Here is a 24,813-nt window from a genome sequence, read left to right on the forward strand (position 1 = left end):
ATCACTGCTAGTCTGTATTTCACACCCCAAGGAGAACGCCATGACTGACCATCACACCTACAAGAAAGTCGAACTGGTCGGCTCGTCCACCACCAGCATTGAAGACGCGATCAACAACGCACTGGCCGAGGCCAACAAAAGTCTAAAGTACATGGAGTGGTTTGAAGTGACCGAAACCCGCGGGCACATCAAGGACGGCAAGGCTGCGCATTTCCAGGTGACGCTCAAGGTAGGGTTCCGGATTGCCAGCAGCTGAGTTCGAGATCCTCTTCTGAACTTGCGCGCTGGCCGAGTGCCATAGGGAATGGCAAAGCGCTACCCGAGTGCATCCGGCCAATAGCCGGATGCCCACCCTATTGATCCGACCAGAGATTGCGACCGATGAAGAAGTTTATTTTGGCGGTAGGTCTGTTGAGCCTTGCGGGAGCCGCCTTTGCGGATGGCAAATCGTGTGAAGAGCTTAAAGCCGAAATCGCTGCAAAGCTTGATGCCAAGGGCGTTTCAGGCTACTCGCTGGAAATCGTCGACAAAGGCACCGCTGCCGGCGGTAAAGTCGTCGGCACCTGTGAGAAGGGCTCCAAGGAAATCGTCTACAAGCGCTAGGCTGATTCCATTTTTTATAAAAAAGCCGACACCAAGGGGTCGGCTTTTTATAGTCTTTTTCAGCGTCAGCCCTTCATGACCTGCGCCAGTAACTCGTAGGAATGCAGGCGATCCGAGTGTTCATACAGGTCGCAGGTAAAAATCAATTCATCGGCCTGGGTCTGTTCGATCAGCACTTCCAGCCGGGCGCGGATTTTCTGCGGGCTGCCGATCATCGCCAAACCAAGGAAATCACTGACAGCCTCTTTTTCATGGGGCAGCCACAGACCGTCCATGGTTTTCACTGGCGGGCGCTGCACCAGGCTTTGGCCACGCATCAACGCGAGAATGCGCTGGAACACCGAGGTCGCCAGATAATCTGCTTGTTCATCCGTATCCGCAGCGACCAGCGGCACGCCGAGCATGACGTAAGGCTTGTCCAATACCGCTGAAGGCTTGAAGTGATTGCGGTAGACGCGAATCGCCTCATGCATGAAGCGCGGTGCGAAATGTGATGCGAAGGCGTAGGGCAAACCGCGTTCACCAGCCAGTTGCGCACTGAACAGACTGGAGCCCAGTAACCAGATCGGAACATTGGTCCCTGTACCCGGCATCGCAATAATGCGTTGATCCGGAGTTCGCGGGCCGAGGTAACGCATCAGTTCCGCAACGTCTTCCGGGAAATCATCGGCACTGCCGGAGCGTTCGCGACGCAGCGCACGGGCGGTCATCTGATCGGAACCGGGTGCACGTCCAAGGCCCAGGTCAATCCGTCCCGGATAAAGGCTTTCGAGCGTGCCGAACTGCTCGGCGATCACTAGCGGCGCGTGGTTGGGCAACATCACTCCGCCGGAACCGACACGAATGGTCGACGTGCCGCCGGCCAGGTAGCCGAGCAGAACCGAGGTCGCGGAACTGGCGATGCCGTCCATGTTGTGATGTTCGGCGACCCAAAAGCGGTTATAGCCGAGCTTCTCGACATGCTGCGCCAGGTCCAGCGAATTGCGCAGCGACTGGGCTGGGCTGCCGTTTTCCCGCACGGGGACCAGATCGAGGGTCGAAAACTTGATATCGGACAGTCGTTTCATAAACCTGCTTCTCCAATTGAGGGCGCAGGTTTTTTCTCGTGAACGAAAACCTGCCGAATCTATAAGCGTGTTTCATGCAATGAGGGCATATACCCGAGTTTCAATAGCACGGGGAAAATTCCTACGAAATTGCCGGACCGATCAGATGAGGTGAACTTTGCGCCAGCGTCTATCCTCAGAACCCTAGCAAGCGAAAACCACCCAGGCGCGACGCTCGCGCCGGATTTTGAGGAGACAGGCATGGCTATCATCAAGAAAGCATCGGCTCATTGGGAAGGTGACCTGAAAACCGGCATCGGTTCGATTTCCACGGAAACCGGCGTACTCAGAGAAGCCCCCTACGGCTTCAAGGCGCGCTTCGAAGGCGGAAAAGGCACCAATCCGGAAGAGCTGATTGGCGCAGCGCATGCCGGTTGTTTTTCCATGGCGTTTTCAATGATTCTCGGCGATGCCGGCCTTAAAGCTGACAGCATCGACACCAATGCCGAAGTGACGCTCGACCAGGTCGATGGTGGTTTTGCTATTACGGCGGTGAAATTGATCCTCAAGGCGAAAATCCCTGGCGCCAGCCAGGCGCAGTTCGAGGAGCTGAGCAACAAGGCCAAGGAAGGGTGCCCTGTTTCCAAGGTGCTTAATGCGAAAATCAGCCTGGATGCGACGTTGTTGAGTTAAGTTCGCATTGAAACGAAAAGATCGCAGCCTTCGGCAGCTCCTACCGGGAACGATCCGTAGGAACTGCCGAAGACTGCGATCTTTTTTGATGTACGACAGATTTGCCCAGCCTGTTTGTGGTCGAATAAATGACAGCAGCCAAAATGCAGAATCCTGCATGCTGCCTCAAGGGAGCTTCAACCATGAAACGTTTTGCCTTGGCGGTTATCTGTTGCGCACTGGCCACTTCGGCCCTGGCAGCACCGAAACCCTGCGAAGAACTCAAGGCCGAAATCGAAGCCAAGATCCAGGCCCAAAAGGTTGCGTCCTACACCCTAGAAATCGTCACTAATGACGAAGTGCACGATCAGAACATGGTCGTAGGCTCGTGCGATGGCGGCACCAAGAAAATCATTTACCAGAAGAACGATCGCTGACAGGCCTTACGGCACACAGTTGATCTGGCTTTCTTCGGCAACGATTTGGCGTTTGGCGTTATACAGCCGCGCCTCCGGAGTGAACGCCATGGAACGGGCTTGCAGCAGATAACGCTGACCGGCTTCGAAGTGATCGTACTTGATGATCATGTAGCACAGCCGCTCAGTAGTCCCGCCGAACAAGTCCGAGCCCCCGCCCGGTACTTCAAAATCGAAGCGCACGGTCAGCTCGTGTTTACCCGGCGTGACCTGGAAATAACGCCCGTCACGTAAGCGCTGGTTGTCCAGTCTCTCTGCCATCAACGTTTTATCGTTGGGGAAGGGTGTCGAAAAGTCGACCCAGGCCATCTGCGGATTGACCGCCGGCAATGGACTCGCACAGCCAGTCACCGTGCTTGCAGCGAGCAACAGCATCAACTTGCGCATGATGAATGTCCTGACTAATGAACAATCAGAATAGCGCCGATCAGGTACGTTGACAGCCTGCCGGTGTGCCCTGCCCAATTACTTTTCGCTGCTGATTGTAAAGCTTGGCCCAAGGCCGGAAACCAATATTCCCGGCTTGCAGCTGATATCGCTCACCGGCATTGAACTCGCTGAATTTCACATTCATCTGGCAATCACGCCACAACGGTTCGGCATCGGGACCAATGTTGGTGGGCTGAACCGGGAACTGGTAGCGAACCGTAAGCTCATGACTACCGGGTTGCACCTCGAAATAGCGTTTGTCGGTGGCAGCTTGATTGTCCACCTCCAAGGCTTGCAGGGCCGTGTCTTCCTGCTTCGAATCCAGATCGATCCAGGCTTGCGATGGATCATGGTGAGGTATTCCGAATCCAGCACAACCGGCCAGCATCAGCAGGCCTCCCGTCAGCATCAACTTGCGCATAGCGGAGCTCCAGTCAAGCGGGATAGTCTTGCGAGCAGACTCTCCAGGAATTTTTTATTGTGATCAGGCCGCGTCCAAGCCTTGGGTTACTTGATCGCGTTTTGCGCGTTTTGTTTCCGGGTGTGTTGTTTTTGTTGCTCAACGGTTGCTCCAGCGTCAGCTATTACAGCCAACTGGCCAGTGGTCAGCTGCAATTGCTGCGAGCTCGAGAGCCGGTGTCCAGCGTTGTTGCCGACCCACAGCGCGATGTAAAATTGCGAGCCCATCTGGCTCAATCGCAAAAAGCCCGGACATTCGCCAGCCAACACCTGCACCTGCCGGACAATCAAAGCTACCGCTTGTACGCCGACATTGGCCGCCCTTTCGTCGTGTGGAACGTGTTTGTCACGCCGGAATTTTCCCTGAAGCCACAGAACCACTGTTTTCCCATCGCCGGTTGCGTGGCCTATCGCGGTTATTACAGCCAGAGCGCGGCCCGTGGAGAGGCGGCGCTGCAACGCCTGAAAGGCATGGACGTGTCGATCGGCGGAGTCGAGGCGTATTCGACGCTGGGCTGGTTCAATGACCCGATCATGAATTCGATGATGGGCTGGGGCGATGAGCGGCTGGCCACGCTGATCTTTCACGAACTCGCGCATCAACGTGTTTATGTGAAGGACGACACTGAGTTCAACGAATCATTTGCCACCTTCGTCGAACAGGAAGGCACCCGTCAGTGGTGTGCATTCCGTAATCTTCCTCCGGATAACGGTGCTGAGGCGCAGCGACGGGATCAATTCATTCAGTTGGTGCTCAATACCCGCACACGACTTGAAAAGCTTTACGCCCTGCCACTGCCGCCCGAGCAAATGCGTCAACGCAAAGCCGCCGAATTCGAGCGCTTGCGGGTTGAATACCGAGAGCTGCGCGACAGCCAATGGGCTGGGGATAAACGTTATGACAACTGGATAAACGCCACGATGAACAATGCACGATTGTTGCCGTTTGGGCTGTACGACCAGTGGGTGCCGGCGTTTGCGGCGCTATTCAAGCAAGAGGGGGGGGATTGGGTGAGGTTTTATGCAAAAGTCGAGAAGCTAGGTGCGTTGACCATCGATCAGCGGAAGACGGCGCTACGTAAACTGGTGGAGAAATAAGTCTGTGGCGAGGGAGCTTGCTCCCGCTGGGCCGCGAAGCGGCCCCAGACTATTTTCCAGATAGACATCGTCGATGATTGGCGGCTGCTACGCAGCCGAACGGGAGCAAGCTCCCTCGCCAAATCAACCCTGCAAAAACGCCTGATGCAGCTCTTCCAGCGTTTCGAAATGATAGGCCGGAGCTTCAGCGCTCAACTCTTCCCGACTGCCAAAACCGTACCCCACCGCCGCCGCATCCAGCCCGTTGCTGCGTGCACCGATCAAATCGTGTTTGCGATCGCCAATCATCAGGGTATGGGCCGGGTCCAGGCCTTCTTCGGCGATCAAGTGCGCGATCAGCTCGACTTTATTGGTTCGGGTGCCGTCGAGTTCGCTGCCGTAAATCACTTTGAAGTGTTTGGCGAAATCGAAATGCCGGGCGATCTCACGGGCGAATACCCAAGGTTTGGAGGTCGCGATGAACAGCTGCCGTCCTTGTCCGCCAAGGGTTTCCAATAGCGGTGTAACACCGTCGAACACGCGGTTTTCATACAGCCCGGTGACTTTGAAGCGTTCGCGATAGAAATTCACCGCGTCCCAGGCCTTCGGCTCGTCGAAGTCATAGAACTGCATGAACGCCTGCAACAATGGCGGACCGATGAAGTGTTCGAGCTTGGTCAGGTCGGGTTCATCGATACCCAGTTTACTCAAAGCAAACTGAATCGAGCGTGTGATGCCTTCGCGTGGGTCGGTCAGGGTGCCATCGAGGTCGAACAAAACGGTTTGGTAATGCATGAAAATTCCTGAGCAGTAGCGGGACACTTCAGATCTGGTCGTAGCCTTCGGCCAGATGCAGATCCTTGAGCTTCACGTAGTTCGCCGCGCTGTAGGTGAAAAAGGCTTGCTCCTTGTCCGACAGCGGCCGAATCTGCTTCACCGGACTACCGACATAAAGGAAACCGCTTTCCAGGCGTTTGCCGGGCGGCACCAGACTACCGGCACCGATAATTACGTCATCCGCAACCACGGCGCCATCCATGACGATGCTGCCCATGCCGATCAGCACCCGGCTACCCACGGTGCAACCATGCAACATGACTTTGTGCGCGATGGTCACGTCATCGCCGATCAGCAACGGGAAACCGTCAGGGTTGAACGGCCCGGCGTGGGTGATGTGCAACACGCAGCCATCCTGCACGCTGGTGCGCGCACCGATGCGGATACGGTGCATGTCGCCGCGAATCACCGTCAGTGGCCACACTGAGCTGTCTTCGCCGACCTCGACATCACCGATCACCACCGCCGAACGGTCGACAAAAACGCCTTTGCCGAGCAAGGGTGTGTGGTTCTGATACTTGCGAAGGTTCACGATAGGGTTTCTCTCTGTTGCTGATAGCTGCGGTGAACGTCGATTGTAATTAAGATGGCCGCATGTTTCTTCCAGCCAAGGTGCCAACCGTGAGCGTGAACAACCCTCTTTTGCAGTCCTACGACCTGCCGCCGTTCTCCGCGATCCGTGCCGAGCATGTGCAACCGGCCATTGAACAGATCCTGGCTGACAACCGCGCCGCCATTATCGAGATCCTCAAGACCCAAGGCAAACAGCCAACGTGGGCCGGTCTGGTACTGGCGATGGACGAACTCAACGACCGCCTGGGCGCCGCGTGGAGCCCGGTCAGCCATCTGAACGCCGTGTGCAACAGCGCCGAATTGCGCGAAGCCTACGAGTCTTGCCTGCCAGCACTGAGCGCCTATTCCACCGAACTCGGCCAGAATCGGGAACTCTTCCAAGCCTTCGAAGCCCTGGCGAACAGTCCGGAAGCTGCCGGATTCGATGTAGCGCAGAAAACTATCCTGGAACACTCCCTGCGGGACTTCCGTCTGTCGGGTATTGACCTGCCGGAAGCCGAGCAAAAGCGCTACGCCGAAGTGCAGAGCAAATTGTCCGAACTGGGCAGCCGCTTCTCCAATCAATTGCTCGACGCGACTCAAGCCTGGACCAAGCACATTACCGATGAAGCGGTCCTCGCCGGCCTGACTGACTCGGCCAAGGCGCAAATGGCTGCCGCTGCCCAGGCTAAAGATCTGGAAGGCTGGTTGATCACCCTGGAATTCCCGAGCTACTTCGCGGTGATGACTTACGCCCACGACCGTGCGCTGCGCGAAGAAGTCTACGCCGCCTACTGCACCCGTGCGTCGGACCAGGGCCCGAATGCCGGTCAGAACGATAACGGCCCGGTCATGGAAGAAATCCTCGACCTGCGTCAAGAGCTGGCGAAACTGCTGGGCTTCACCAGTTTCTCGGAGCTGAGCCTGGCCACCAAAATGGCCGAATCCAGCGATCAGGTGCTGAGTTTCCTGCGCGATCTGGCCAAACGCAGCAAGCCGTTTGCAGCCCAGGATCTGGAACAGCTCAAGGCTTACGCCGCCGAGCAAGGCTGCCCGGACCTGCAAAGCTGGGACAGCGGTTTCTATGGCGAAAAACTTCGCGAGCAACGTTACAGCGTTGCCCAGGAAGCCCTGCGTGCCTACTTCCCTATCGATAAAGTGCTGAGTGGTCTGTTCGCCATCGTGCAACGCCTGTACGGCATCGAGATTGCTGAGCAAAAAGGCTTCGACACCTGGCACCCGGATGTCCGCCTGTTCGAAATCAAGGAAAATGGTCAGCACGTCGGACGCTTCTTCTTCGACCTCTACGCCCGCGCCAACAAGCGTGGCGGTGCCTGGATGGACGGCGCCCGCGACCGTCGTCGCACCGCCGAAGGCGTACTGCAAAACCCGGTGGCCAACCTGGTCTGCAATTTCACCCCGGCTGACAGCGGCAAGCCTGCGCTGCTGACACACGATGAAGTGACCACCCTGTTCCACGAGTTCGGCCATGGCCTGCATCATTTGCTGACCCGCGTCGAACACGCCGGGGTTTCAGGCATCAACGGCGTGGCTTGGGATGCGGTCGAGTTGCCAAGCCAGTTCATGGAAAACTGGTGCTGGGAGCCGGAAGGCCTGGCGCTGATTTCCGGTCATTACGAAACCGGCGAACCACTGCCGCAGGACCTGTTGGGCAAAATGCTCGCGGCGAAAAACTTCCAGTCCGGCCTGATGATGGTCCGCCAACTGGAGTTCTCGCTGTTCGACTTCGAGCTGCACGCCACCCACGGCGACGGTCGCAGTGTGCTGCAAGTGCTTGAAGGCGTGCGTGACGAGGTTTCGGTCATGCGTCCGCCGGCCTACAACCGTTTCCCCAACAGCTTCGCCCACATCTTCGCCGGTGGTTATGCGGCGGGTTACTACAGCTACAAATGGGCTGAAGTGCTGTCGGCTGACGCCTTTTCGAAGTTCGAAGAGGAAGGCGTGCTCAACGCCGACACCGGTCGTGCGTTCCGCGAAGCGATCCTGGCACGCGGCGGTTCCCAGGAGCCGATGGTGCTGTTCGTCGACTTCCGTGGCCGTGAGCCATCGATTGACGCACTCTTGCGCCACAGCGGCCTGAGTGAGGACGAAGCAGCATGAGCGAGGGTCCTGTGATTACCAAACGACGCTTTATCGCCGGTGCTGTTTGCCCGGCGTGCAGCGAGCCGGACAAGTTGATGATGTGGAGCGAAGACGACGTGCCGCATCGCGAGTGCGTGGCTTGCGGTTATTCCGACACGCTGAATGAACAAGGTCTGTCTGTGCCCAAGGAATTGGGCACCCGAGTCAACACCGCCGCGCTGAAGGTGCCAGACGCCAAGGTTCAAGCTGTGCAGTTTTTCCCGAACCCTAAGCTGAAGAAAAAGCCTGACGAGCAACACTGAGTAGCGAAATTTGCCTTCCACTGCGCAATGCAGTGGAAGGCATTGCTACTGGACATTCGCCGAGTTGAACCAATTTTTCATCGAACAGGCCGCGAACGGGCTTGTGCTGCAATCTCCATTGGCCAGCGCAGTGCGCAGCTTGTCGACATCAGCCTGCATCATGTAACGAACACCATCCCTGAAATGCGTGCTGTCCCCAAAGCCACCCTGGGTCATTTCACTCAGCGCATCTTCCTTGCTCCAGCCCTGCACGATCACCCGGTACATCGCCGCGATAAGACCGGTTCGGTCGGACCCGTGTTTGCAATGCATCAGAACCGGGCCATTGGCTTCGGCGGATTGAATGGTGCGCAGGGCTTTGAGTATGTCGGCGTCATCCACATGATTAGTACGATACGGCAGTTGAACCAAGGCAATTCCAGGTGTGGACAACCAACTCGAATCCGACTCCGGAAGAAAACTGATCACCGTTCCGACCTTGAGTTTTTCCAGTAGCGAAACCGCTCCACTGTCCGGCAGTGCACTGCGATAAAGCGTCGGCGACATTTGAAACAGGTTGTATTGCACCTCGATCGGTTGCGCCCACTCTGCCGGGCGGGGCGACGCAGTGTCGTCGGCGAGAACGGATGTCAGGGTGAAAATCGCGACCAGCGACAGGCACATCGCAGGGATAAAGCGCGGTAAGGACATACTCGGTTGGCCGTTGAGGAATAGGTTGGATGTTGGCGTTCAGCTTCAACCCCGAGCGGTCAAAGGTCTGTCAGGCAGGCGTGAATGAAATGTGAAACGCTGCTGCCGGGACCACATGACAGAATCAACAGGGCACCCGGCAGACTTCAGGCGACGCAGGCTTACAATTTCAGCTTGAAGAACGCTTTAGCAAGGTCTTCCAGACCAGGCGATTCTTCGGAATTGTAGGCGTTGGAGAGAATTTTCCTGACTGAAAAACTAGCCCCCTCATCGAAAGACTCGGCATTGAATGACGAGTCGATTTCCGGCTCCTGACTATCCTCCAGATCCAGTACTTCAATTCGAACGACGTGTCTCAACGGCGCGACAGGTTTAATTGGTTTCTCAGGATCAAAAACCTCGACGAGCTCGACGCAACCTAGCGAAAGAAAAGCTGCAAATTCCGGGCGTATTATTGACTGACGGTAAAATTAAAGCCCAACTTCAGTGATCGCATTGATATCTTTTTCATCAATGCTTCCGTCCGGAATAACATTTATGTCCGACCATGGATCGAAATCGAGCCTGTACTCTTCGGCACCACCGACCTTTATGTGCAAGACCATGACTGTAACTTTGTCAAAGCGATCTGACCATTTCAGATTATCCGCCTCTTCAGTTTGCGCCCTTACCAATTTAATAATTATTTTATTACTTTCATTGGTTTTTACTCGCTGAAGGTAAACGCCTTTTGTATGGGGCTCCCACATGATTTTACCTGTCTACCATCCCTTTTGCGTTTATTCGGAAAGGCCATTATGGATTGACGATACTCGCATAGGCCTTGGCCAGCGCCAGCATCCTGGCCTTGTCTTCATTATCGATATCGCCATCATCATCTACATCCTTCGCCTTGCTAATACTGAAAGACTTACCACCATCGTAAGACGACGCAATGTAGATACTGGAGTCCAACAACTTGTCACCATCCTCACCTGGTTCTTTCAGAGCGAATTGCATCGAAACCAATACTTCATTTGGATCAACGATGGTAGGACCAAGCTTTTGAAGAAAGATGCCACGACGATTAAAATACGACATTGTAAAATCCTTTTAATTAAACTTATATTTAGGTTTGCTGCGAGAAAAGAATACCGGCATTTTCAACATATAAACCAGTTCTTATATGTTTCTCTTAATTGCCTCGCCAATATATAAAGTAAAAAGGTGCCGAACGGCAGTAGCACGTCGACGGATCTCACGATACTGTATGTGCATACAGCATCAGGATTATCCCATGCAGACGACTTTGCCCCCTCGCGGTCGCGGCACCGCGACCAACCCGCACAACCGCTTCGCCCCCAATCATTCGGTGGCCGAGGACGACGGCTGGTATCAGGAAGTGCCGATGACCCAAGGCACCGAGGTGCGCATCGAGACGGCGAAAACCATCATCACCCGTAACAACTCGCCGGACCTTCCCTTTGACCGCTCGATCAATCCCTATCGCGGTTGCGAGCATGGGTGCATTTATTGTTATGCACGACCCAGCCATGCTTATTGGGACATGTCGCCGGGGCTGGATTTCGAAACCCGATTGATCGCCAAGACCAACGCGACGGATGTGCTGGAACAACAGCTGTCCAAACGCGGTTATCAATGCGCGCCAATCAACCTCGGTTCCAACACCGATCCTTATCAGCCGATCGAACGCGAATACAAAATCATCCGACAAACCCTCGAAGTACTGCTGCGATACCGCCATCCCGTGACCATCGTCACCAAAGGCTCGCTGATCCTTCGCGATCTGGACTTGCTGACCGAACTGGCACAGCAAAATCTGGTGGCGGTGATGATCAGCCTGACCACCCTGGACGACGAACTCAAACGCACCCTCGAGCCTCGCGCCGCAGCGCCCAAGGCACGACTGCGAGCGATCCGGGTAATGCGCGAGTCAGGGATACCGGTGGGGGTGCTGTGTTCTCCGATGATTCCAATGATCAACGACAGCGAACTCGAAAGCCTGCTCACCGAGGCCCATGCAGCCGGGGCGCAGAGCGCTGCCTACATGATGCTGCGCTTACCGCTGGAAGTGGCACCGTTGTTCGAGGAATGGCTGGCTGCCCACTATCCGCAACGTGCCGCTCATGTCCTGAGCCTGATTCGCCAGAGCCGTGGTGGTGAGCTCTACGACAGTCGCTTTGGCGCCCGGATGCGCGGCGAAGGGCCTTTTGCAGACCTGTTGGCGCAGCGCTTTGCCAAAACCATCAAGCGGCTGGGGCTCAACCATCGGGAAGGTTTCAACCTGGACTGCGAAGCCTTCTGTCCGCCGGGTCGCCAAATGTCGTTGATTTGAGGACAATTGGCCTATGGTTGAGTATTGGGCAACGCGCCCAAGACTTAAGCTGGTCACGTTTTTTGTGACCTGGAACACACGTTCTAGAGCGATTGATTCAGTTTGAATTAAGATTCGGCCGCTACCTTGTTCATCGAGTGACTGACGGGTCGAGACCATTGACCTGGATGTTTTTTAACCAGCCACTGGCTTCACACCGGACAAACGGGAAAATTCCCCTGACTCCGCCAAAGAGGATGAATCATGAGTGACAAGGATAAACAGCCGTTGGCTGCGTCGGCTTCAGCCCAACCCGAGGCGGAAACCGCCGATGCAGCGCTGCAGCATATCGTTGACGGCTTTTTGCATTTTCATCACGAGATCTTTCCGCAACAGGAAGAACTCTTCAAAAAACTCGCCACCGCCCAGCGGCCGCGGGCCATGTTCATCGCCTGCGCCGACTCGCGCATCGTTCCTGAGTTAATCACTCAAAGCGCCCCCGGCGACTTGTTCGTCACTCGCAACGTTGGCAACGTCGTGCCGCCGTATGGGCAAATGAACGGTGGTGTTTCCACAGCTATCGAGTACGCCGTGCTGGCCCTCGGCGTGCATCACATCATCATTTGCGGGCATTCCGACTGTGGCGCGATGCGCGCAGTACTCAACCCGCAAAGCCTGGAAAAAATGCCCACGGTCAAAGCCTGGCTGCGGCATGCCGAAGTGGCGAAAACCATGGTCCAGGACAACTGCAACTGCGCGAACGAAAGCGAAAGCATGCACATCCTCACCGAAGAGAATGTGATCGCCCAATTGCAGCATTTGCGCACTCACCCATCGGTGGCTTCGCGCATGGCCAATGGTCAGTTGTTTATCCATGGTTGGGTCTACAACATCGAAACCAGCGAAATCAAAGCCTACGACGCTGATCAAGGTTGTTTCCTGCCGCTCAATGGCAGTCTGCCAATACCGGTGGCGACGCCTAAAGCGCGCTTCTAAATACTCCTAAAAATCCCCCGTGTGGGTTAGCCGTGGCTGCCGATCAGGCAGCCTGGCTTTGCCATGCCTGAAGAAAACTTCGGGAGAATCATTATGCGTGCTTCGCAACTCAAAGCTGTTCTGCCACGGGAGTTATTGGCTTCGGTGGTTGTGTTTCTGGTCGCCCTGCCCTTGTGCATGGGCATCGCGATCGCTTCGGGACTTCCCCCGGCAAAAGGCCTGATCACCGGGATCATCGGTGGTTTGGTAGTGGGCTGGTTGGCCGGTTCGCCTCTGCAAGTCAGCGGCCCTGCGGCGGGACTCGCGGTGCTGGTGTTCGAACTGGTGCGCCTGCATGGTGTGGTCATGCTCGGGCCGATCCTGCTGCTGGCGGGCTTTCTGCAATTGGTGGCCGGCCGGTTGAAACTGGGCTGCTGGTTTCGAGTGACGGCGCCAGCCGTTGTTTACGGCATGCTCGCTGGTATTGGCGTGCTGATCATCTTGTCCCAGGTGCACGTGATGCTCGACGCCGCGCCGAAACCTTCGGGGATGGATAACCTTGCAGCGTTCCCGAGTGCCGTGGCTCAAGCCTTGCCTTCGTTAGGTTGGCAGGCCGGTCTGCTCGGGCTGGGGACGATCGCCGTGATGTGGCTGTGGGAAAAATTGCGCCCACATGCCCTGCGTTTCGTCCCCGGCGCGCTGCTTGGGGTCGGGCTCGCCACTGTCGCCAGCCTGGCCCTGGCGTTGCAGGTTAACCGAGTGGAAGTCCCGGCCAACCTGGCCGAAGCGATTGACTGGCTGAAACCGGCGGACTTGCTGAACCTGGCTGACCCCACATTGCTGATCGCAGCGTTCGCAGTGGCCTTTATCGCCAGCGCAGAAACCCTGCTTTCGGCCGCCGCAGTTGACCGTATGCACAGCGGCGAGCGTTCAGATTTTGATCGCGAACTGTCAGCCCAAGGGGTCGGCAATATGCTCTGCGGATTGCTCGGAGCGTTGCCGATGACCGGTGTGATCGTGCGCAGTTCGGCCAACGTGCAGGCCGGTGCCACTACCCGGTACTCGACGATTTTCCACGGGTTGTGGCTGCTGGCGTTCGTGCTGTTGCTGTCGAGTGTGCTGCAAAGCATTCCGGTGGCGAGCCTGGCCGGCGTGTTGGTGTACACGGGATTCAAACTGGTGGATCTCAAGGTCTTTCGGGGGTTGGGGCGTTACGGCCGGATGCCGATGTTCACTTACGCCGCGACGGCGCTGGCGATCATATTCACTGACTTGCTGACCGGCGTGCTGATCGGCTTCGGCCTGACCCTGGCCAAACTGGCGTGGAAAGCCTCGCGATTGAAGATAAGTCTGATCGACTTGCCACAGGACGGCGAAATGGAGTTGCGGCTTGTGGGTGCAGCGACCTTTCTCAAGGTGCCGGCGTTGACACAGGTACTGGGCAGCATTCCTGCCGGCGCGACGGTGCATGTGCCGCTCAATAATCTGAGCTACATCGATCATGCGTGCCTGGAGTTGCTGGAGGAATGGGGGCGGGCGAATGCGGCGAAGGGGTCGAAGCTGTTGATTGAGGCGCGGGGGTTGAAACGTCGGCTTGAAGGGCGGATGCGCACCACCGCCGGAGTGGGTTCAATCGGATAAGCCTTGCAGGAGCCCGACTTGCCGACGATGAACGATAACGCGGTTGACCTGAAAACCACATCGTTCATCGCCGGCAAGCCAGCTCCCACAGAAATCTGCGCTTATGCTACCGGCTGATCCAGCTCCAGGCCTACGCCCAGACGGCGTGACATGCACGGCCAACGCTTCCACGCGGCGCCGGTGTCCGGGCTGCTGAGCTTCTCGCGGTAGGCTTCCACCGACTCCAGTGCAAAGCTGTCTTCGTCGAGCATCTCGTCAATGGCGTGATGCACCGCCTCGTCCAGTTGGTTGGCAAATTCCTCACCGATCAATTGGTGGGCAATCAGGTTGGCGACAGTCATGTCCAAGGGGATCAGTGGCTGGCCGAAATGCTTGATGTACAGGTCGTTGACCTCTTCGACAAAACGGTGCGCCAGATAGGCTTCGTCCAGCAGGCTGTCGAGCCCGACGTGCCCGGCCATGATGGCGGGCGGCTGGAGGAAGTACTGTTCGGCGATTTTCAGCACCGGTTTGATCTGTGACTCGATACCCGCTTCCCTGGCGACTTCATTGGCTGCATCCAGCAGATCAGGAACTTCATCGATATAAGCGGCGACAAAACGCGTCAGCACGCCATTGGCGTCGTTCTCCGGCAATTGGATCGCCGGGTGTAAATGAGGCAGTTTGCTTTCCAGCTGACGAGTCAGCAGTCCGGTTTCGGCTTCGTGTTGTTGGGCTTTTTGGATCTGCTCGCGCAATGCGGCGGTGTTCATGAAAACTCCAGGAAACAAGGCAATGAAATAGGGAAGACATAACTTAGCTGGCTTACGAAATTTGCTAAGACGCTTTTGTCATAATTATTTCATCCTTGAGACGTCGTCGTTATATCCATTAGCCACCACTCGTCTGCATCCTTCTCCATTCGTGACCTGCAATGCAAGTTAATGCTGTTTCATTTGATTTACGCCTTCACATTGCGAGGTGAGAGTCGCTGTCTATACTCGGGTTGGAATGGAGTTAGCTGATGACGCCCGACTGCATATGCAGCAAGGCCCGGCGATTCAAGTTCGTAGTCTGAAACAGCCGCTCCCTTGCCGCAGGTGAAAGCCGGCGGGATAACAAGAACGATAAGGGGAACCCGCAATGATGCGACATCCACATGTCTGGATGGGCCTCCTGTTGTGGTCGATTTTCAGCCAGGCGCAAGCGGCCTGGACTGTGAATATGGCGCCTGGAGCGACTGAAATCAGTCACGCTGTTTTTGACCTGCACATGACCATTTTCTGGATCTGTGTAGTGATCGGCATCATCGTCTTTGGCGCGATGTTCTGGTCGATGATCCTGCACCGCCGCTCGACCGGGCAGGTGGCGGCAAAATTTCATGAAAGCACCACCGTCGAAATCATGTGGACCATCGTGCCCTTCATCATTCTGGTGGCCATGGCGGTGCCCGCGACGGCGACCCTGATCAAGATGTACGACGCCAGTGAGCCGGATATCGATATCCAGGTCACCGGCTACCAGTGGAAGTGGCATTACAAATACCTGGGCCAGGACGTCGAGTTTTTCAGCAACCTGGCCACGCCCGCCGACCAGATCCACAACAAGGAAGCCAAGAACGAGCACTATTTGCTCGAGGTCGACAAGCCTTTGGTGCTGCCGATTGGCGCCAAGGTGCGCTTCCTGGTGACGTCCGCCGACGTGATCCACTCCTGGTGGGTGCCGGCCTTCGCGGTCAAGCGTGATGCGATCCCGGGGTTCGTCAACGAAGCCTGGACCCGCATCGAAAAGCCCGGCATTTACCGTGGCCAGTGCGCCGAGCTGTGCGGCAAGGACCACGGCTTCATGCCGATCGTGGTCGAGGTCAAGGAAAAGGCCGATTACGAAAAATGGCTGGGTGAGCGCAAGGCGGAAGCCGCGCAGCTCAAGGAGCTCACCAGCAAGGAATGGACCCTCGACGAACTCAAAGAGCGCGGCGACAAGATCTATCACACCACGTGCGTGGCCTGTCACCAGTCCGAAGGCCAGGGCTTGCCGCCGATGTTCCCGGCACTCAAGGGCTCCAAAATCGCCACCGGGCCAAAAGAAGGCCACCTGAGCATTGTCTTCCACGGCAAGCCTGGCACCGCGATGGCGGCGTTCGGCAAGCAGCTCTCGGAAGTCGATATCGCGGCGGTCGTGACCTACGAACGTAACGCCTGGGGCAACAACAAGGGCGACATGGTCACTCCGAAAGAAGTGCTGGAGCTGAAACAGGCGGAAAGCAAATGACCCGGTCTATTGCGCACGTAAGCAACCGGCCGGGGCAGTATGCCCCGGCCCGCCGAGCCCATTCGTTGACAGGAGAAAGGCCATGAGCGCCGTCATCGATGACCATGGTCATGCCGACCACGCCCACGGCCCCGCCAAAGGCCTGATGCGCTGGGTGCTGACCACTAACCACAAGGACATCGGCACGCTGTACCTTTGGTTCGCGTTTTCCATGTTCCTGCTCGGCGGCTCGTTCGCGATGGTGATTCGCGCCGAGCTGTTCCAGCCGGGACTGCAAATCGTCCAGCCGGAATTCTTCAATCAGATGACCACCATGCACGGTCTGGTGATGGTGTTCGGTGCGGTGATGCCAGCCTTCGTCGGCCTCGCCAACTGGATGATCCCGCTGATGATCGGCGCGCCGGACATGGCCCTGCCACGGATGAACAACTTCAGCTTCTGGCTGTTGCCGGCGGCGTTCATCCTGTTGGTGTCGACCCTGTTCACCCCCGGCGGCGGTCCTAACTTCGGCTGGACGTTCTACGCGCCACTGTCGACGACCTACGCGCCGGAAAGCGTGACCTTTTTCATCTTCGCCATCCACTTGATGGGGATCAGTTCGATCATGGGTGCGATCAACGTGATCGCGACCATCCTCAACTTGCGCGCCCCCGGCATGACGCTGATGAAAATGCCGCTGTTCGTCTGGACCTGGCTGATCACCGCGTTCCTGCTGATCGCGGTGATGCCGGTACTGGCCGGGTGCGTGACGATGATGCTGATGGACATCCACTTCGGTACCAGTTTCTTCAGTGCTGCTGGTGGTGGCGACCCGGTGCTGTTCCAGCATGTGTTCTGGTTCTTCGGCCACCCCGAGGTGTACATCATGATCCTGCCGGCCTTCGGTGCCGTCAGCTCGATCATCCCGACCTTCTCGCGCAAGCCGCTGTTCGGCTACACCTCGATGGTCTACGCCACGGCGAGCATCGCGTTCCTGTCGTTCATCGTCTGGGCGCACCACATGTTCGTGGTCGGCATTCCGCTGGTGGGTGAGCTGTTCTTCATGTACGCCACGCTGCTGATCGCAGTGCCGACGGGCGTGAAGGTGTTCAACTGGGCCAGCACCATGTGGCAAGGCTCGCTGACCTTCGAAACGCCAATGCTGTTCGCCGTGGCGTTCGTGATCCTGTTCTCCATCGGCGGTTTCTCCGGGTTGATGCTGGCCATCGCTCCGGCGGACTTCCAGTACCAGGACACCTACTTCGTGGTTGCGCACTTCCACTACGTGCTGGTGCCGGGCGCGATCTTCGGGATCTTCGCCTCGGCCTACTACTGGCTGCCGAAATGGACCGGCCACATGTACGACGAAACCCTCGGCAAGCTGCACTTCTGGCTGTCGTTCATCGGCATGAACATGGCCTTCTTCCCGATGCACTTCGTGGGGCTGGCGGGGATGCCACGGCGGATTCCGGACTACAACCTGCAATTCGCCGACTTCAACATGGTGTCGTCGATTGGCGCGTTCATGTTTGGCACCACGCAGCTGTTCTTCCTGTTCATCGTGATCAAGACCATTCGCGGCGGCCCGCCCGCACCGGCCAAACCGTGGGATGGGGCTGAAGGCCTGGAGTGGAGCATTCCGTCACCGGCGCCGTATCACACCTTCACCACGCCGCCGGAAGTGAAATGAACACTTTCTGCCTTGTGGAAATTCCTGTGGGAGCTGGCTTGCCAGCGATGGGATCACCGCGGTGTGTCAGGCATGCAGCCATCGCTGGCAAGCCAGCTCCCACAGGGTTCTCGGTAGAGGGCATAGGTCATGGCTGATTCAATTTCGATGAAGAAGCTGGTCACTCGTCTGTTGCTGGTGGTGGTGGCGATGTTTGTGTTCGGGTTTGCCCTGGTGCCGATCTACGACGTGATGTGCAAGGCGTTCGGCATCAACGGCAAGACTGCCGGGCAGTACGAGGGTGAGCAAACGGTCGATACCTCACGTCAGGTTCGCGTGCAGTTCCTGTCGACCAACTCCGCCGACATGTCCTGGGATTTCTATCCCAGGCACGATGAGCTGACAGCCAACCCCGGGGCGGTGAACGAGATGATCTTCATTGCCCACAACCCCACCAACAAACCGATGAGTGCCCAGGCAGTGCCAAGCATCGCACCGAGCGCGGCGGCGGCTTATTTCCACAAGACCGAATGTTTCTGTTTTACCCAGCAAGTGCTGCAGCCCGGTGAACGGATTGAGATGCCGGTACGTTTCATCGTTGACCGTGACATGCCCAAGGATGTGAAGCACCTGACGCTGTCCTACACGCTGTTCGATATCACCGCCCGACATCCACCGGTCGCTGTAAACACTGGCGGTTGAGCGTGCCCGATAAGGAGAACAATAAATGGCAACTCATGAACACTATTACGTCCCGGCCCAGAGCAAATGGCCGATCATCGCCACGGTCGGGATGTTCGTCACCGTATTCGGCCTGGCCACCTGGTTCAACGATCTGAAAGCGGCGCGGCCGGAATCCCACGGCCCGCTGATCTTTTTCGTCGGTGGCCTGCTGCTGGCCTACATGCTGTTTGGCTGGTTCGGCACGGTGATCAAGGAAAGTCGCGGCGGCTTGTACAGCGCCCAGATGGACCGCTCGTTCCGCTGGGGCATGAGCTGGTTCATCTTCTCGGAGGTGATGTTCTTCATCGCCTTCTTCGGCGCGCTGTTTTATGTGCGTCACGTCTCCGGCCCGGCACTTGGCGGTGAAGGCGCCAAAGGCATTGCGCATATGCTGTGGCCGAGCTTCGAGTTCACCTGGCCACTGCTGAACAACCCGGATTCCAAACTATTCCCGCCCCCCAAAGACGTCATCAGCCCCTGGGGCCTGCCGCTGCTCAACACCGTGCTGCTGGTGAGTTCCAGCGTCACCGTGACCATCGCCCACCACGCGCTGAAAAAGGGCCATCGCGGCGCGTTGAAACTCTGGCTGGCGATCACTGTTTTGCTGGGCTGCGCGTTCCTCGGCTTTCAGGCTGAAGAGTACATGCACGCCTATCACGAACTGGGCCTGACCCTTGGTTCGGGCATCTACGGCGCGACGTTCTTCATGCTTACCGGGTTCCACGGCGCCCACGTGACCATTGGCACCATCATCCTGTTCGTGATGCTGATGCGGATCATGCGCGGGCACTTCGACAACGAGCACCAGTTCGGTTTCGAGGCGGCGAGTTGGTACTGGCACTTTGTGGATGTGGTGTGGATCGGGCTGTTCGTTTTCGTCTACGTACTCTGAGCGCTACCACGGCGCATGTGACACCAACTGGCCGCTGAAAAAACCCCAGGCAATCAAGCCGACGGTAATGGCGGCCAGAGCGACACGGACACTCAAGGCAATGACGAGGCGGTTCGAGCTGCTGTCGTCCTTGACCAGAAAAAACAGGCCGCTGAACAGGCTGACAACCGTGGCAATCAGCATCAGGACGATGGCTGCTTTGAGCATGGTGAGACTCCGGGGGAAAAGCGATGCACTTGAGTATAGCTATCGCGATGACCGACTTTCTGGCGACGCCATGAAGCGCTTTCGGCCGGGCATTGTGCCGACGCTGGTGGTAGCGCTGTTGCTGCCGTTGCTGGTGTCACTCGGGTTCTGGCAATTAAGTCGGGGCGCGGAAAAAAGCGCGCTGCTGCAAAGCTACGCCGAGCGTCGGGCAGCCGAACCGATGGCCAGCACCGAGCTGCAACACACCGCAGACCCAGCCTTCCGCCGGGTACGCCTGCACGGCCAGTTCGACGCCGCCCACAGTCTGTTGCTGGATAACCGCCAGCGCGACGGCAAGGTCGGGGTCGAGTTGCTACAACCGTTTCAGGATCAAGCCACCGGGTTGTGGCTGCTGGTCAATCGCGGCTGGCTGCCATGGCCGGACCGTCGCACTCCCCCGCAATTCACCACGCCGACCAACGCCTTGAGCCTCGACGCCTGGGTCTACGTGTCTCCAGGTGCGACTTTTCAATTGCATGCGGACCCGAGCACTACGGCCTGGCCTCAACTGATTACCGCCGTCGAACCGGCCAAGCTTTGGACCGCCCTCGACCGCGAAGGCTTCGCCTACGAATTACGCGCAGAAACCGGAGCCGCTACCTATCAGGCGGATTGGCCTGTGGTCGCCATGGGCCCGGAAAAACACATCGCTTATGCCGTGCAGTGGTTCGCCATGTCGATCGCCCTGCTCGGTCTTTATCTCTACCTCGGCTGGCACAACGCAAAGGAGAAACACCATGGGAGCGGCCATGAATCCACCCAGCATGTCTGAGGCGAAAACGCCGGCGAACCGGCGCAAGGGCCGTTTGCAGCTGCTGTTGATTCTGCTCGGGGTGATCGGTCCGATGATCCTCGCCACCGGCATGTACAAATTGCAGTTCTGGGTGCCGGAAGGCCGCAGTTATCACGGCGAACTGATCGGCAACGGCCAGACCCGCGCCGACCTTGGGGTGCAAGCCGAGGAACAGCGCTGGCAATTGCTGGTGACGGCGCCCAAGGATTGTTCGGTGGACTGCCAGCAACTGGTGTACCTGGCACGGCAGGTCCAGATCGGTCTCGGTCGCGATGCCGGGCGGGCCAGTCACGCATTGGCGGCGGCACAACCTCTGAGCACTGTTTACGACGCCAAGCTCACTCGTGAATATCCGCAATTGCAACGCTATCCCATGGACCTGACCACTTTCAGCAAGGCCACAGGTGACCAGGCCGTGCCGCAGCTGTGGATCATCGACCCCCACGGCAACCTGGTGCTGCGCTACGACCCGTCGGTCAAGGGCAAGGACCTGCTCAACGACCTGCGTCACCTGCTGAAACTGTCGAACATCGGATAAGGGCATCGTCATGGCCAAACCTGGATTTCGCCTCGCGCTGTTTGCCACCTTGCTGGCACTGATTGTGGTGTTGCTCGGCGCCTACACTCGCCTGACCCACGCCGGCCTCGGTTGCCCGGATTGGCCGGGCTGCTACGGCTTCATCAGCGTGCCGAAAAGCGAAGCCCAACTGGCCCATGCCGAACTGCATTTTCCGGATACGCCCGTTGAAGCGCACAAGGGCTGGAACGAGATGATCCACCGCTACTTCGCCGGTACGCTCGGGTTGCTGATCTCGGTGTTGGCCGGGCGGGCCTGGGTTCATCGTCGGCATCCAGGACAACCGGTGAAATTGCCGTTGTTCCTGCTAGGGGTGGTGTTCGGCCAAGCCGCGTTCGGCATGTGGACGGTGACGCTCAAGCTATGGCCGCAAGTGGTTACCGGGCACTTACTCGGCGGATTCGCCACGTTGAGCCTGCTGTTTCTGCTCACCCTGCGCCTGTCCGGCGTGCTGCCGGCGCTGACCGTTCCACGGCGTTTGCAGTATTGGGCGACTGCCGGGCTGTTGCTGGTGATCGGACAAATCGCCCTCGGTGGCTGGGTCAGCTCCAACTACGCCGCCGTAGCCTGCATCGACTTTCCCACCTGCCACGGCCAATGGCTGCCGCCTGCCGATTTCGCGAATGGTTTTCATCTGACCCAACACATCGGCCCGAATTACCTCGGCGGACAACTGGACAGCGATGCCCGCACCGCGATTCACCTGACTCACCGCATTGGCGCACTGCTGGTAACCCTTGTGCTGCTCGGTCTGGCCTGGCAACTGAAAGTCGTCGGCATGACGCGCCTGGCGGGCCTGGTACTGATTGCCCTCGCCGCGCAAATCACCCTGGGTATCAGCAACGTGCTGTTCCATCTGCCGCTGCCAGTGGCCGTCGCGCACAACGCCGGTGGCGCCGCGCTGCTGCTGACGATGGTGCTGGTCAATTATCACGCGCGAACCAGCCTGGTTCGGGTCAAGCAGCCGACACGCTGGCGCTTCAGCCCGCGTAAACATTCAGCCGGGCCCATAACAATAAAAGGAGAGATGCCATGGCGATTCTGATCGGCGAACGTCACAGTCAGGCGATCTGGCGTGATTACCTGGAACTGACCAAACCGAAAGTGGTGGTGCTGATGCTCATCACCTCGCTGGTGGGGATGTTCCTCGCGACCCGCGCCGGGGTGCCATGGACCGTGCTGGTATTCGGCAACCTGGGGATAGGCCTGTGCGCCGGTGGCGCGGCAGCGGTCAATCATGTGGTGGACAGGCGGATCGATGCCGTCATGGCCCGCACCCATAAACGGCCACTGGCCGAAGGTCGGGTGTCACCGGCCGCCGCACTGACCTTTGCCCTGGTGCTGGCGTTGCTTGGTCAGGCCTTGTTGCTGGCGTTCACCAATCCGCTGACCGCATGGCTGACCCTCGCCTCACTGCTCGGTTACGCGGTGGTCTACACCGGTTTTCTCAAACGCGCGACGCCACAGAACATCGTCATCGGTGGCCTGGCCGGTGCCGCCCCGCCGCTGCTCGGCTGGACCGCCGCGACCGGACACGTCAGCGCCGAACCATTGCTGCTAGTGCTGATCATCTTCGCCTGGACCCCGCCGCACTTCTGGGCACTGGCGATCCACCGCAAAGAGGAATATGCAAAGGCCGACATTCCGATGCTGCCGGTCACACACGGCGAGCATTACACCAAGGTCCATATCCTGCTTTATACCGGCGCGTTGCTGGCCGTCAGCCTGATGCCGTACGTAATCCATATGAGTGGCCTGCTCTACTTGATTTGCGCCATCGGCCTGGGCGCGAGGTTTCTGCAATGGGCCGTGGTGCTGTACCGTGGCACTCGGCCGCACGCGGCGATCAACACGTTCAAGTACTCTATTTATTACTTGTTCCTGCTGTTCATCGCCCTGCTCGTAGACCACTACTTATTGTTGAACCTATGACCCGAACCCAGAAAACCGTCTTCATTCTCGTCGCCCTGATCGCGCTGGTCCTGGGCCTGACCATCAATAAAGTGCTCTCAGGCAAAGGCCAGGGCGATCCGACGGCTCTGATCGACGCGGGCATCATCCTGCTGCCACAAAGCCGCAACCTGCCGGACGTGACGATGACCGATCAGGACGGCAAGCCTGTGGCTATCAACGAACTGAAAGGCAAGTGGAGCCTGCTGTTCTTCGGCTACACCTTCTGTCCGGACATCTGCCCGACCACCCTCGCCCAACTGCGCCAGATCAAAAGCGAGTTGCCGCCTGAGGCTGTGGACAAGTTGCAGATCGTGCTGGTCAGCGTCGACCCGAATCGCGATACGCCCAAGCAACTCAAGCAATACCTGGGCTACTTCGATCCGCAGTTCATCGGCCTGACACCGACGTCTATCGAAGAACTGCAAAAAGTCGCCAATGCCGTGAGCATTCCGTTCATTCCGGCGGACACCAGCAAGCCGAATTACACCGTCGACCACAGCGGCAATCTTGCGGTGATCGGACCGGACGGCACCCAGCGAGGATTCATTCGCGCGCCGTTGAACAATGTGAAGTTGGTGGCGCAGTTGCCGGTGATGCTCAAGCGTCAGTAAAAACACCGCGAAACCTGTAGCAGCCCGGCTTGCCGGCGATGGCGATCTCAAGGACGCCATCGCCGGCAAGCCGGGCCCCTACAGGGTCCGTATTTCAGGCAAAAAAAAGGGGCGCATTCAATGCGCCCCATTTTTTGTTACAGCGTCAGATCAGAACGCCGGCACGACCGCGCCTTTGTACTTCTCAAGAATGAACGCCTTCACTTCCGGGCTGTGCAGCGCAGCAATCAGTTTCTGCATCGCGGCACTGTCCTTGTCGTCCGGGCGGGCAACCAGGATGTTCACGTAAGGCGAGTCGCTGCCCTCGATGACCAGCGCATCCTTGGCCGGATCAAGCTTGGCTTCCAGCGCGTAGTTGGTGTTGATCAGCGCCAGGTCGACCTGGGTCAGCACGCGCGGGATAGTGGCGGCTTCCAGTTCACGGAACTTGAGGTTCTTCGGGTTGACGGTGATGTCCTTGACGGTCGACAGGATGTTGTTCGCATCCTTCAACTGGATCACGCCAGCCTTGGCCAGCAACAACAGCGCACGACCGCCGTTGGTGGCGTCGTTCGGGATCACCACGGTGGCAGTGCTTGGCAGCTCTTCCAGGGTCTTGTACTTGCTGGAATAAGCACCCAGCGGTTCCAGGTGCACGCCAGCGACGGAAACGAGGTTGGTGCCCTTGGCCTTGTTGAATTCATCAAGGTATGGCTGGTGCTGGAAGAAGTTGGCGTCCAGGCGTTTCTCGGCAACCTGCACGTTCGGCTGGATGTAGTCGGTGAAGACTTTGACATTCAGGTCGACGCCTTCTTTGGCCAGCGTCGGTTTCACGAATTCGAGGATTTCCGCGTGTGGGACCGGGGTCGCCGCGACAGTCAGGGTGTCGGCGTGGGCGGAAAAGGCTGCAACAGCAGCGAATGCGACGAGTAGTTTTTTCATTCAGCTAACTCCTTGTGGGTGCC

General features: G+C 57.8%; 30 protein-coding genes. 19 read left to right on the plus strand and 11 right to left on the minus strand.

What is annotated here, in order from left to right:
* Window positions 1-40 precede the first annotated feature (40 nt).
* Together ABVN21_RS22815 and ABVN21_RS22820 are read left to right on the plus strand one after the other, a co-directional pair.
* The gene (locus tag ABVN21_RS22815; protein ID WP_007902773.1) at window positions 41-256 is read left to right on the plus strand and encodes a dodecin; all 216 of its coding nucleotides are present in this window, start codon (window positions 41-43) and stop codon (window positions 254-256) included.
* Window positions 257-381: 125 nt separating this feature from the next.
* Window positions 382-603 carry a DUF1161 domain-containing protein gene (locus tag ABVN21_RS22820; protein WP_339556721.1) on the plus strand — a complete coding sequence of 74 codons (222 nt, stop codon included), beginning with the start codon at window positions 382-384 and terminating at the stop codon, window positions 601-603.
* 65 nt (window positions 604-668) lie between these two features.
* Here the strand turns inward: ABVN21_RS22820 and ABVN21_RS22825 are convergent, their stop codons facing one another.
* Entirely contained in the window at window positions 669-1,670 is a 1,002-nt protein-coding gene (locus ABVN21_RS22825; protein WP_339556720.1) for an LLM class flavin-dependent oxidoreductase, read from the minus strand.
* 240 nt (window positions 1,671-1,910) lie between these two features.
* On the opposite strand from ABVN21_RS22825, the gene ABVN21_RS22830 reads away from it, so the two are divergent.
* Together ABVN21_RS22830 and ABVN21_RS22835 are read left to right on the plus strand one after the other, a co-directional pair.
* Window positions 1,911-2,342, plus strand: a complete 432-nt coding sequence (locus tag ABVN21_RS22830; RefSeq protein ID WP_339556719.1) for an OsmC family protein — start codon at window positions 1,911-1,913, stop codon at window positions 2,340-2,342.
* Between the two features lie 182 nt (window positions 2,343-2,524).
* The gene (locus ABVN21_RS22835; protein WP_339556718.1) at window positions 2,525-2,758 is read left to right on the plus strand and encodes a DUF1161 domain-containing protein; all 234 of its coding nucleotides are present in this window, start codon (window positions 2,525-2,527) and stop codon (window positions 2,756-2,758) included.
* A gap of 6 nt (window positions 2,759-2,764) precedes the next feature.
* Here the strand turns inward: ABVN21_RS22835 and ABVN21_RS22840 are convergent, their stop codons facing one another.
* Window positions 2,765-3,184, minus strand: a complete 420-nt coding sequence (locus ABVN21_RS22840) for a hypothetical protein (RefSeq protein WP_339556717.1) — start codon at window positions 3,182-3,184, stop codon at window positions 2,765-2,767.
* Between the two features lie 40 nt (window positions 3,185-3,224).
* On the minus strand, window positions 3,225-3,647 hold the full coding sequence (locus ABVN21_RS22845) for a hypothetical protein (RefSeq protein ID WP_339556716.1): 423 nt from the start codon (window positions 3,645-3,647) through the stop codon (window positions 3,225-3,227).
* 59 nt (window positions 3,648-3,706) lie between these two features.
* Between ABVN21_RS22845 and ABVN21_RS22850 the strand changes: the two genes are divergently transcribed.
* Window positions 3,707-4,783, plus strand: coding sequence for an aminopeptidase (locus ABVN21_RS22850; protein WP_339556715.1), 1,077 nt, complete (start codon window positions 3,707-3,709; stop codon window positions 4,781-4,783).
* Between the two features lie 123 nt (window positions 4,784-4,906).
* On the opposite strand, the gene ABVN21_RS22855 is transcribed toward ABVN21_RS22850, so the two are convergent.
* The gene (locus tag ABVN21_RS22855; RefSeq protein WP_339556789.1) at window positions 4,907-5,557 is read right to left on the minus strand and encodes an HAD family hydrolase; all 651 of its coding nucleotides are present in this window, start codon (window positions 5,555-5,557) and stop codon (window positions 4,907-4,909) included.
* Between the two features lie 28 nt (window positions 5,558-5,585).
* Window positions 5,586-6,131 carry a gamma carbonic anhydrase family protein gene (locus ABVN21_RS22860; protein ID WP_339556788.1) on the minus strand — a complete coding sequence of 182 codons (546 nt, stop codon included), beginning with the start codon at window positions 6,129-6,131 and terminating at the stop codon, window positions 5,586-5,588.
* A gap of 62 nt (window positions 6,132-6,193) precedes the next feature.
* On the opposite strand from ABVN21_RS22860, the gene prlC reads away from it, so the two are divergent.
* Together prlC and ABVN21_RS22870 are read left to right on the plus strand one after the other, a co-directional pair.
* Complete coding sequence (prlC, locus tag ABVN21_RS22865; RefSeq protein WP_353637213.1) at window positions 6,194-8,272, plus strand: oligopeptidase A; 2,079 nt, start codon at window positions 6,194-6,196, stop codon at window positions 8,270-8,272.
* Window positions 8,269-8,556 carry a YheV family putative zinc ribbon protein gene (locus tag ABVN21_RS22870; protein ID WP_034149478.1) on the plus strand — a complete coding sequence of 96 codons (288 nt, stop codon included), beginning with the start codon at window positions 8,269-8,271 and terminating at the stop codon, window positions 8,554-8,556. Before prlC ends, ABVN21_RS22870 begins: the two co-directional genes overlap by 4 nt.
* A gap of 45 nt (window positions 8,557-8,601) precedes the next feature.
* Here ABVN21_RS22870 and ABVN21_RS22875 read toward each other — a convergent pair whose 3' ends face one another.
* From ABVN21_RS22875 to ABVN21_RS22885, 3 genes are all read right to left on the minus strand, one after another.
* Window positions 8,602-9,246 (minus strand): tyrosine-protein phosphatase, encoded by a 645-nt coding sequence (locus ABVN21_RS22875; RefSeq protein WP_339556786.1) that lies wholly within the window; start codon window positions 9,244-9,246, stop codon window positions 8,602-8,604.
* Window positions 9,247-9,716: 470 nt separating this feature from the next.
* A complete protein-coding gene (locus ABVN21_RS22880; RefSeq protein WP_339556785.1) occupies window positions 9,717-9,995 on the minus strand; it encodes a hypothetical protein in 279 nt (92 codons plus the stop codon).
* 46 nt (window positions 9,996-10,041) lie between these two features.
* Window positions 10,042-10,326: a hypothetical protein gene (locus ABVN21_RS22885; RefSeq protein WP_339556784.1), complete on the minus strand. Its 285-nt coding sequence runs from the start codon at window positions 10,324-10,326 to the stop codon at window positions 10,042-10,044.
* A gap of 196 nt (window positions 10,327-10,522) precedes the next feature.
* Between ABVN21_RS22885 and ABVN21_RS22890 the strand changes: the two genes are divergently transcribed.
* The 3 genes from ABVN21_RS22890 (at window position 10,523) to ABVN21_RS22900 (ending at window position 14,176) form a co-directional block, all read left to right on the plus strand.
* Complete coding sequence (locus tag ABVN21_RS22890) at window positions 10,523-11,581, plus strand: PA0069 family radical SAM protein (protein WP_339556783.1); 1,059 nt, start codon at window positions 10,523-10,525, stop codon at window positions 11,579-11,581.
* A gap of 243 nt (window positions 11,582-11,824) precedes the next feature.
* Entirely contained in the window at window positions 11,825-12,556 is a 732-nt protein-coding gene (locus ABVN21_RS22895) for a carbonic anhydrase (protein ID WP_090327154.1), read from the plus strand.
* Between the two features lie 93 nt (window positions 12,557-12,649).
* The gene (locus ABVN21_RS22900; protein ID WP_339556782.1) at window positions 12,650-14,176 is read left to right on the plus strand and encodes a SulP family inorganic anion transporter; all 1,527 of its coding nucleotides are present in this window, start codon (window positions 12,650-12,652) and stop codon (window positions 14,174-14,176) included.
* A gap of 101 nt (window positions 14,177-14,277) precedes the next feature.
* Here the strand turns inward: ABVN21_RS22900 and ABVN21_RS22905 are convergent, their stop codons facing one another.
* Window positions 14,278-14,928: a hypothetical protein gene (locus ABVN21_RS22905; RefSeq protein ID WP_339556781.1), complete on the minus strand. Its 651-nt coding sequence runs from the start codon at window positions 14,926-14,928 to the stop codon at window positions 14,278-14,280.
* 370 nt (window positions 14,929-15,298) lie between these two features.
* On the opposite strand from ABVN21_RS22905, the gene coxB reads away from it, so the two are divergent.
* The 4 genes from coxB to ABVN21_RS22925 all read left to right on the plus strand — a co-directional run bounded on the left by coxB (window position 15,299) and on the right by ABVN21_RS22925 (window position 19,689).
* Window positions 15,299-16,426, plus strand: a complete 1,128-nt coding sequence (gene coxB, locus ABVN21_RS22910; protein WP_339556780.1) for a cytochrome c oxidase subunit II — start codon at window positions 15,299-15,301, stop codon at window positions 16,424-16,426.
* A gap of 82 nt (window positions 16,427-16,508) precedes the next feature.
* Window positions 16,509-18,095 (plus strand): cytochrome c oxidase subunit I, encoded by a 1,587-nt coding sequence (ctaD, locus tag ABVN21_RS22915; RefSeq protein ID WP_034149470.1) that lies wholly within the window; start codon window positions 16,509-16,511, stop codon window positions 18,093-18,095.
* A gap of 129 nt (window positions 18,096-18,224) precedes the next feature.
* A complete protein-coding gene (locus ABVN21_RS22920) occupies window positions 18,225-18,776 on the plus strand; it encodes a cytochrome c oxidase assembly protein (protein WP_339556779.1) in 552 nt (183 codons plus the stop codon).
* 25 nt (window positions 18,777-18,801) lie between these two features.
* Window positions 18,802-19,689, plus strand: a complete 888-nt coding sequence (locus tag ABVN21_RS22925) for a cytochrome c oxidase subunit 3 (RefSeq protein WP_339556778.1) — start codon at window positions 18,802-18,804, stop codon at window positions 19,687-19,689.
* Window positions 19,690-19,692: 3 nt separating this feature from the next.
* Here ABVN21_RS22925 and ABVN21_RS22930 read toward each other — a convergent pair whose 3' ends face one another.
* Window positions 19,693-19,896, minus strand: coding sequence for a twin transmembrane helix small protein (locus ABVN21_RS22930; RefSeq protein WP_008064738.1), 204 nt, complete (start codon window positions 19,894-19,896; stop codon window positions 19,693-19,695).
* A 70-nt stretch (window positions 19,897-19,966) separates the two neighbouring features.
* Here ABVN21_RS22930 and ABVN21_RS22935 point away from each other — a divergent pair, with 70 nt between their 5' ends.
* From ABVN21_RS22935 to ABVN21_RS22955, 5 genes are read left to right on the plus strand one after another with little or no spacing between them, the layout of a single operon-like run.
* On the plus strand, window positions 19,967-20,707 hold the full coding sequence (locus ABVN21_RS22935; RefSeq protein WP_339556777.1) for an SURF1 family protein: 741 nt from the start codon (window positions 19,967-19,969) through the stop codon (window positions 20,705-20,707).
* Window positions 20,673-21,266 (plus strand): hypothetical protein, encoded by a 594-nt coding sequence (locus ABVN21_RS22940; protein WP_339556776.1) that lies wholly within the window; start codon window positions 20,673-20,675, stop codon window positions 21,264-21,266. The genes ABVN21_RS22935 and ABVN21_RS22940 overlap by 35 nt, the downstream gene beginning before the upstream one ends.
* A 10-nt stretch (window positions 21,267-21,276) precedes the next feature.
* A complete protein-coding gene (locus tag ABVN21_RS22945) occupies window positions 21,277-22,350 on the plus strand; it encodes a COX15/CtaA family protein (RefSeq protein ID WP_339556775.1) in 1,074 nt (357 codons plus the stop codon).
* Entirely contained in the window at window positions 22,338-23,237 is a 900-nt protein-coding gene (cyoE, locus tag ABVN21_RS22950) for a heme o synthase (RefSeq protein ID WP_339556774.1), read from the plus strand. The genes ABVN21_RS22945 and cyoE overlap by 13 nt, the downstream gene beginning before the upstream one ends.
* Complete coding sequence (locus ABVN21_RS22955) at window positions 23,234-23,869, plus strand: SCO family protein (RefSeq protein ID WP_223506533.1); 636 nt, start codon at window positions 23,234-23,236, stop codon at window positions 23,867-23,869. The genes cyoE and ABVN21_RS22955 overlap by 4 nt, the downstream gene beginning before the upstream one ends.
* Window positions 23,870-24,019: 150 nt before the next feature.
* Here the strand turns inward: ABVN21_RS22955 and ABVN21_RS22960 are convergent, their stop codons facing one another.
* On the minus strand, window positions 24,020-24,790 hold the full coding sequence (locus tag ABVN21_RS22960; protein WP_339552395.1) for a MetQ/NlpA family ABC transporter substrate-binding protein: 771 nt from the start codon (window positions 24,788-24,790) through the stop codon (window positions 24,020-24,022).
* Window positions 24,791-24,813 lie beyond the last annotated feature (23 nt).

The organism is Pseudomonas sp. MYb327, assembly GCF_040438925.1.
Classification (GTDB): domain Bacteria; phylum Pseudomonadota; class Gammaproteobacteria; order Pseudomonadales; family Pseudomonadaceae; genus Aquipseudomonas.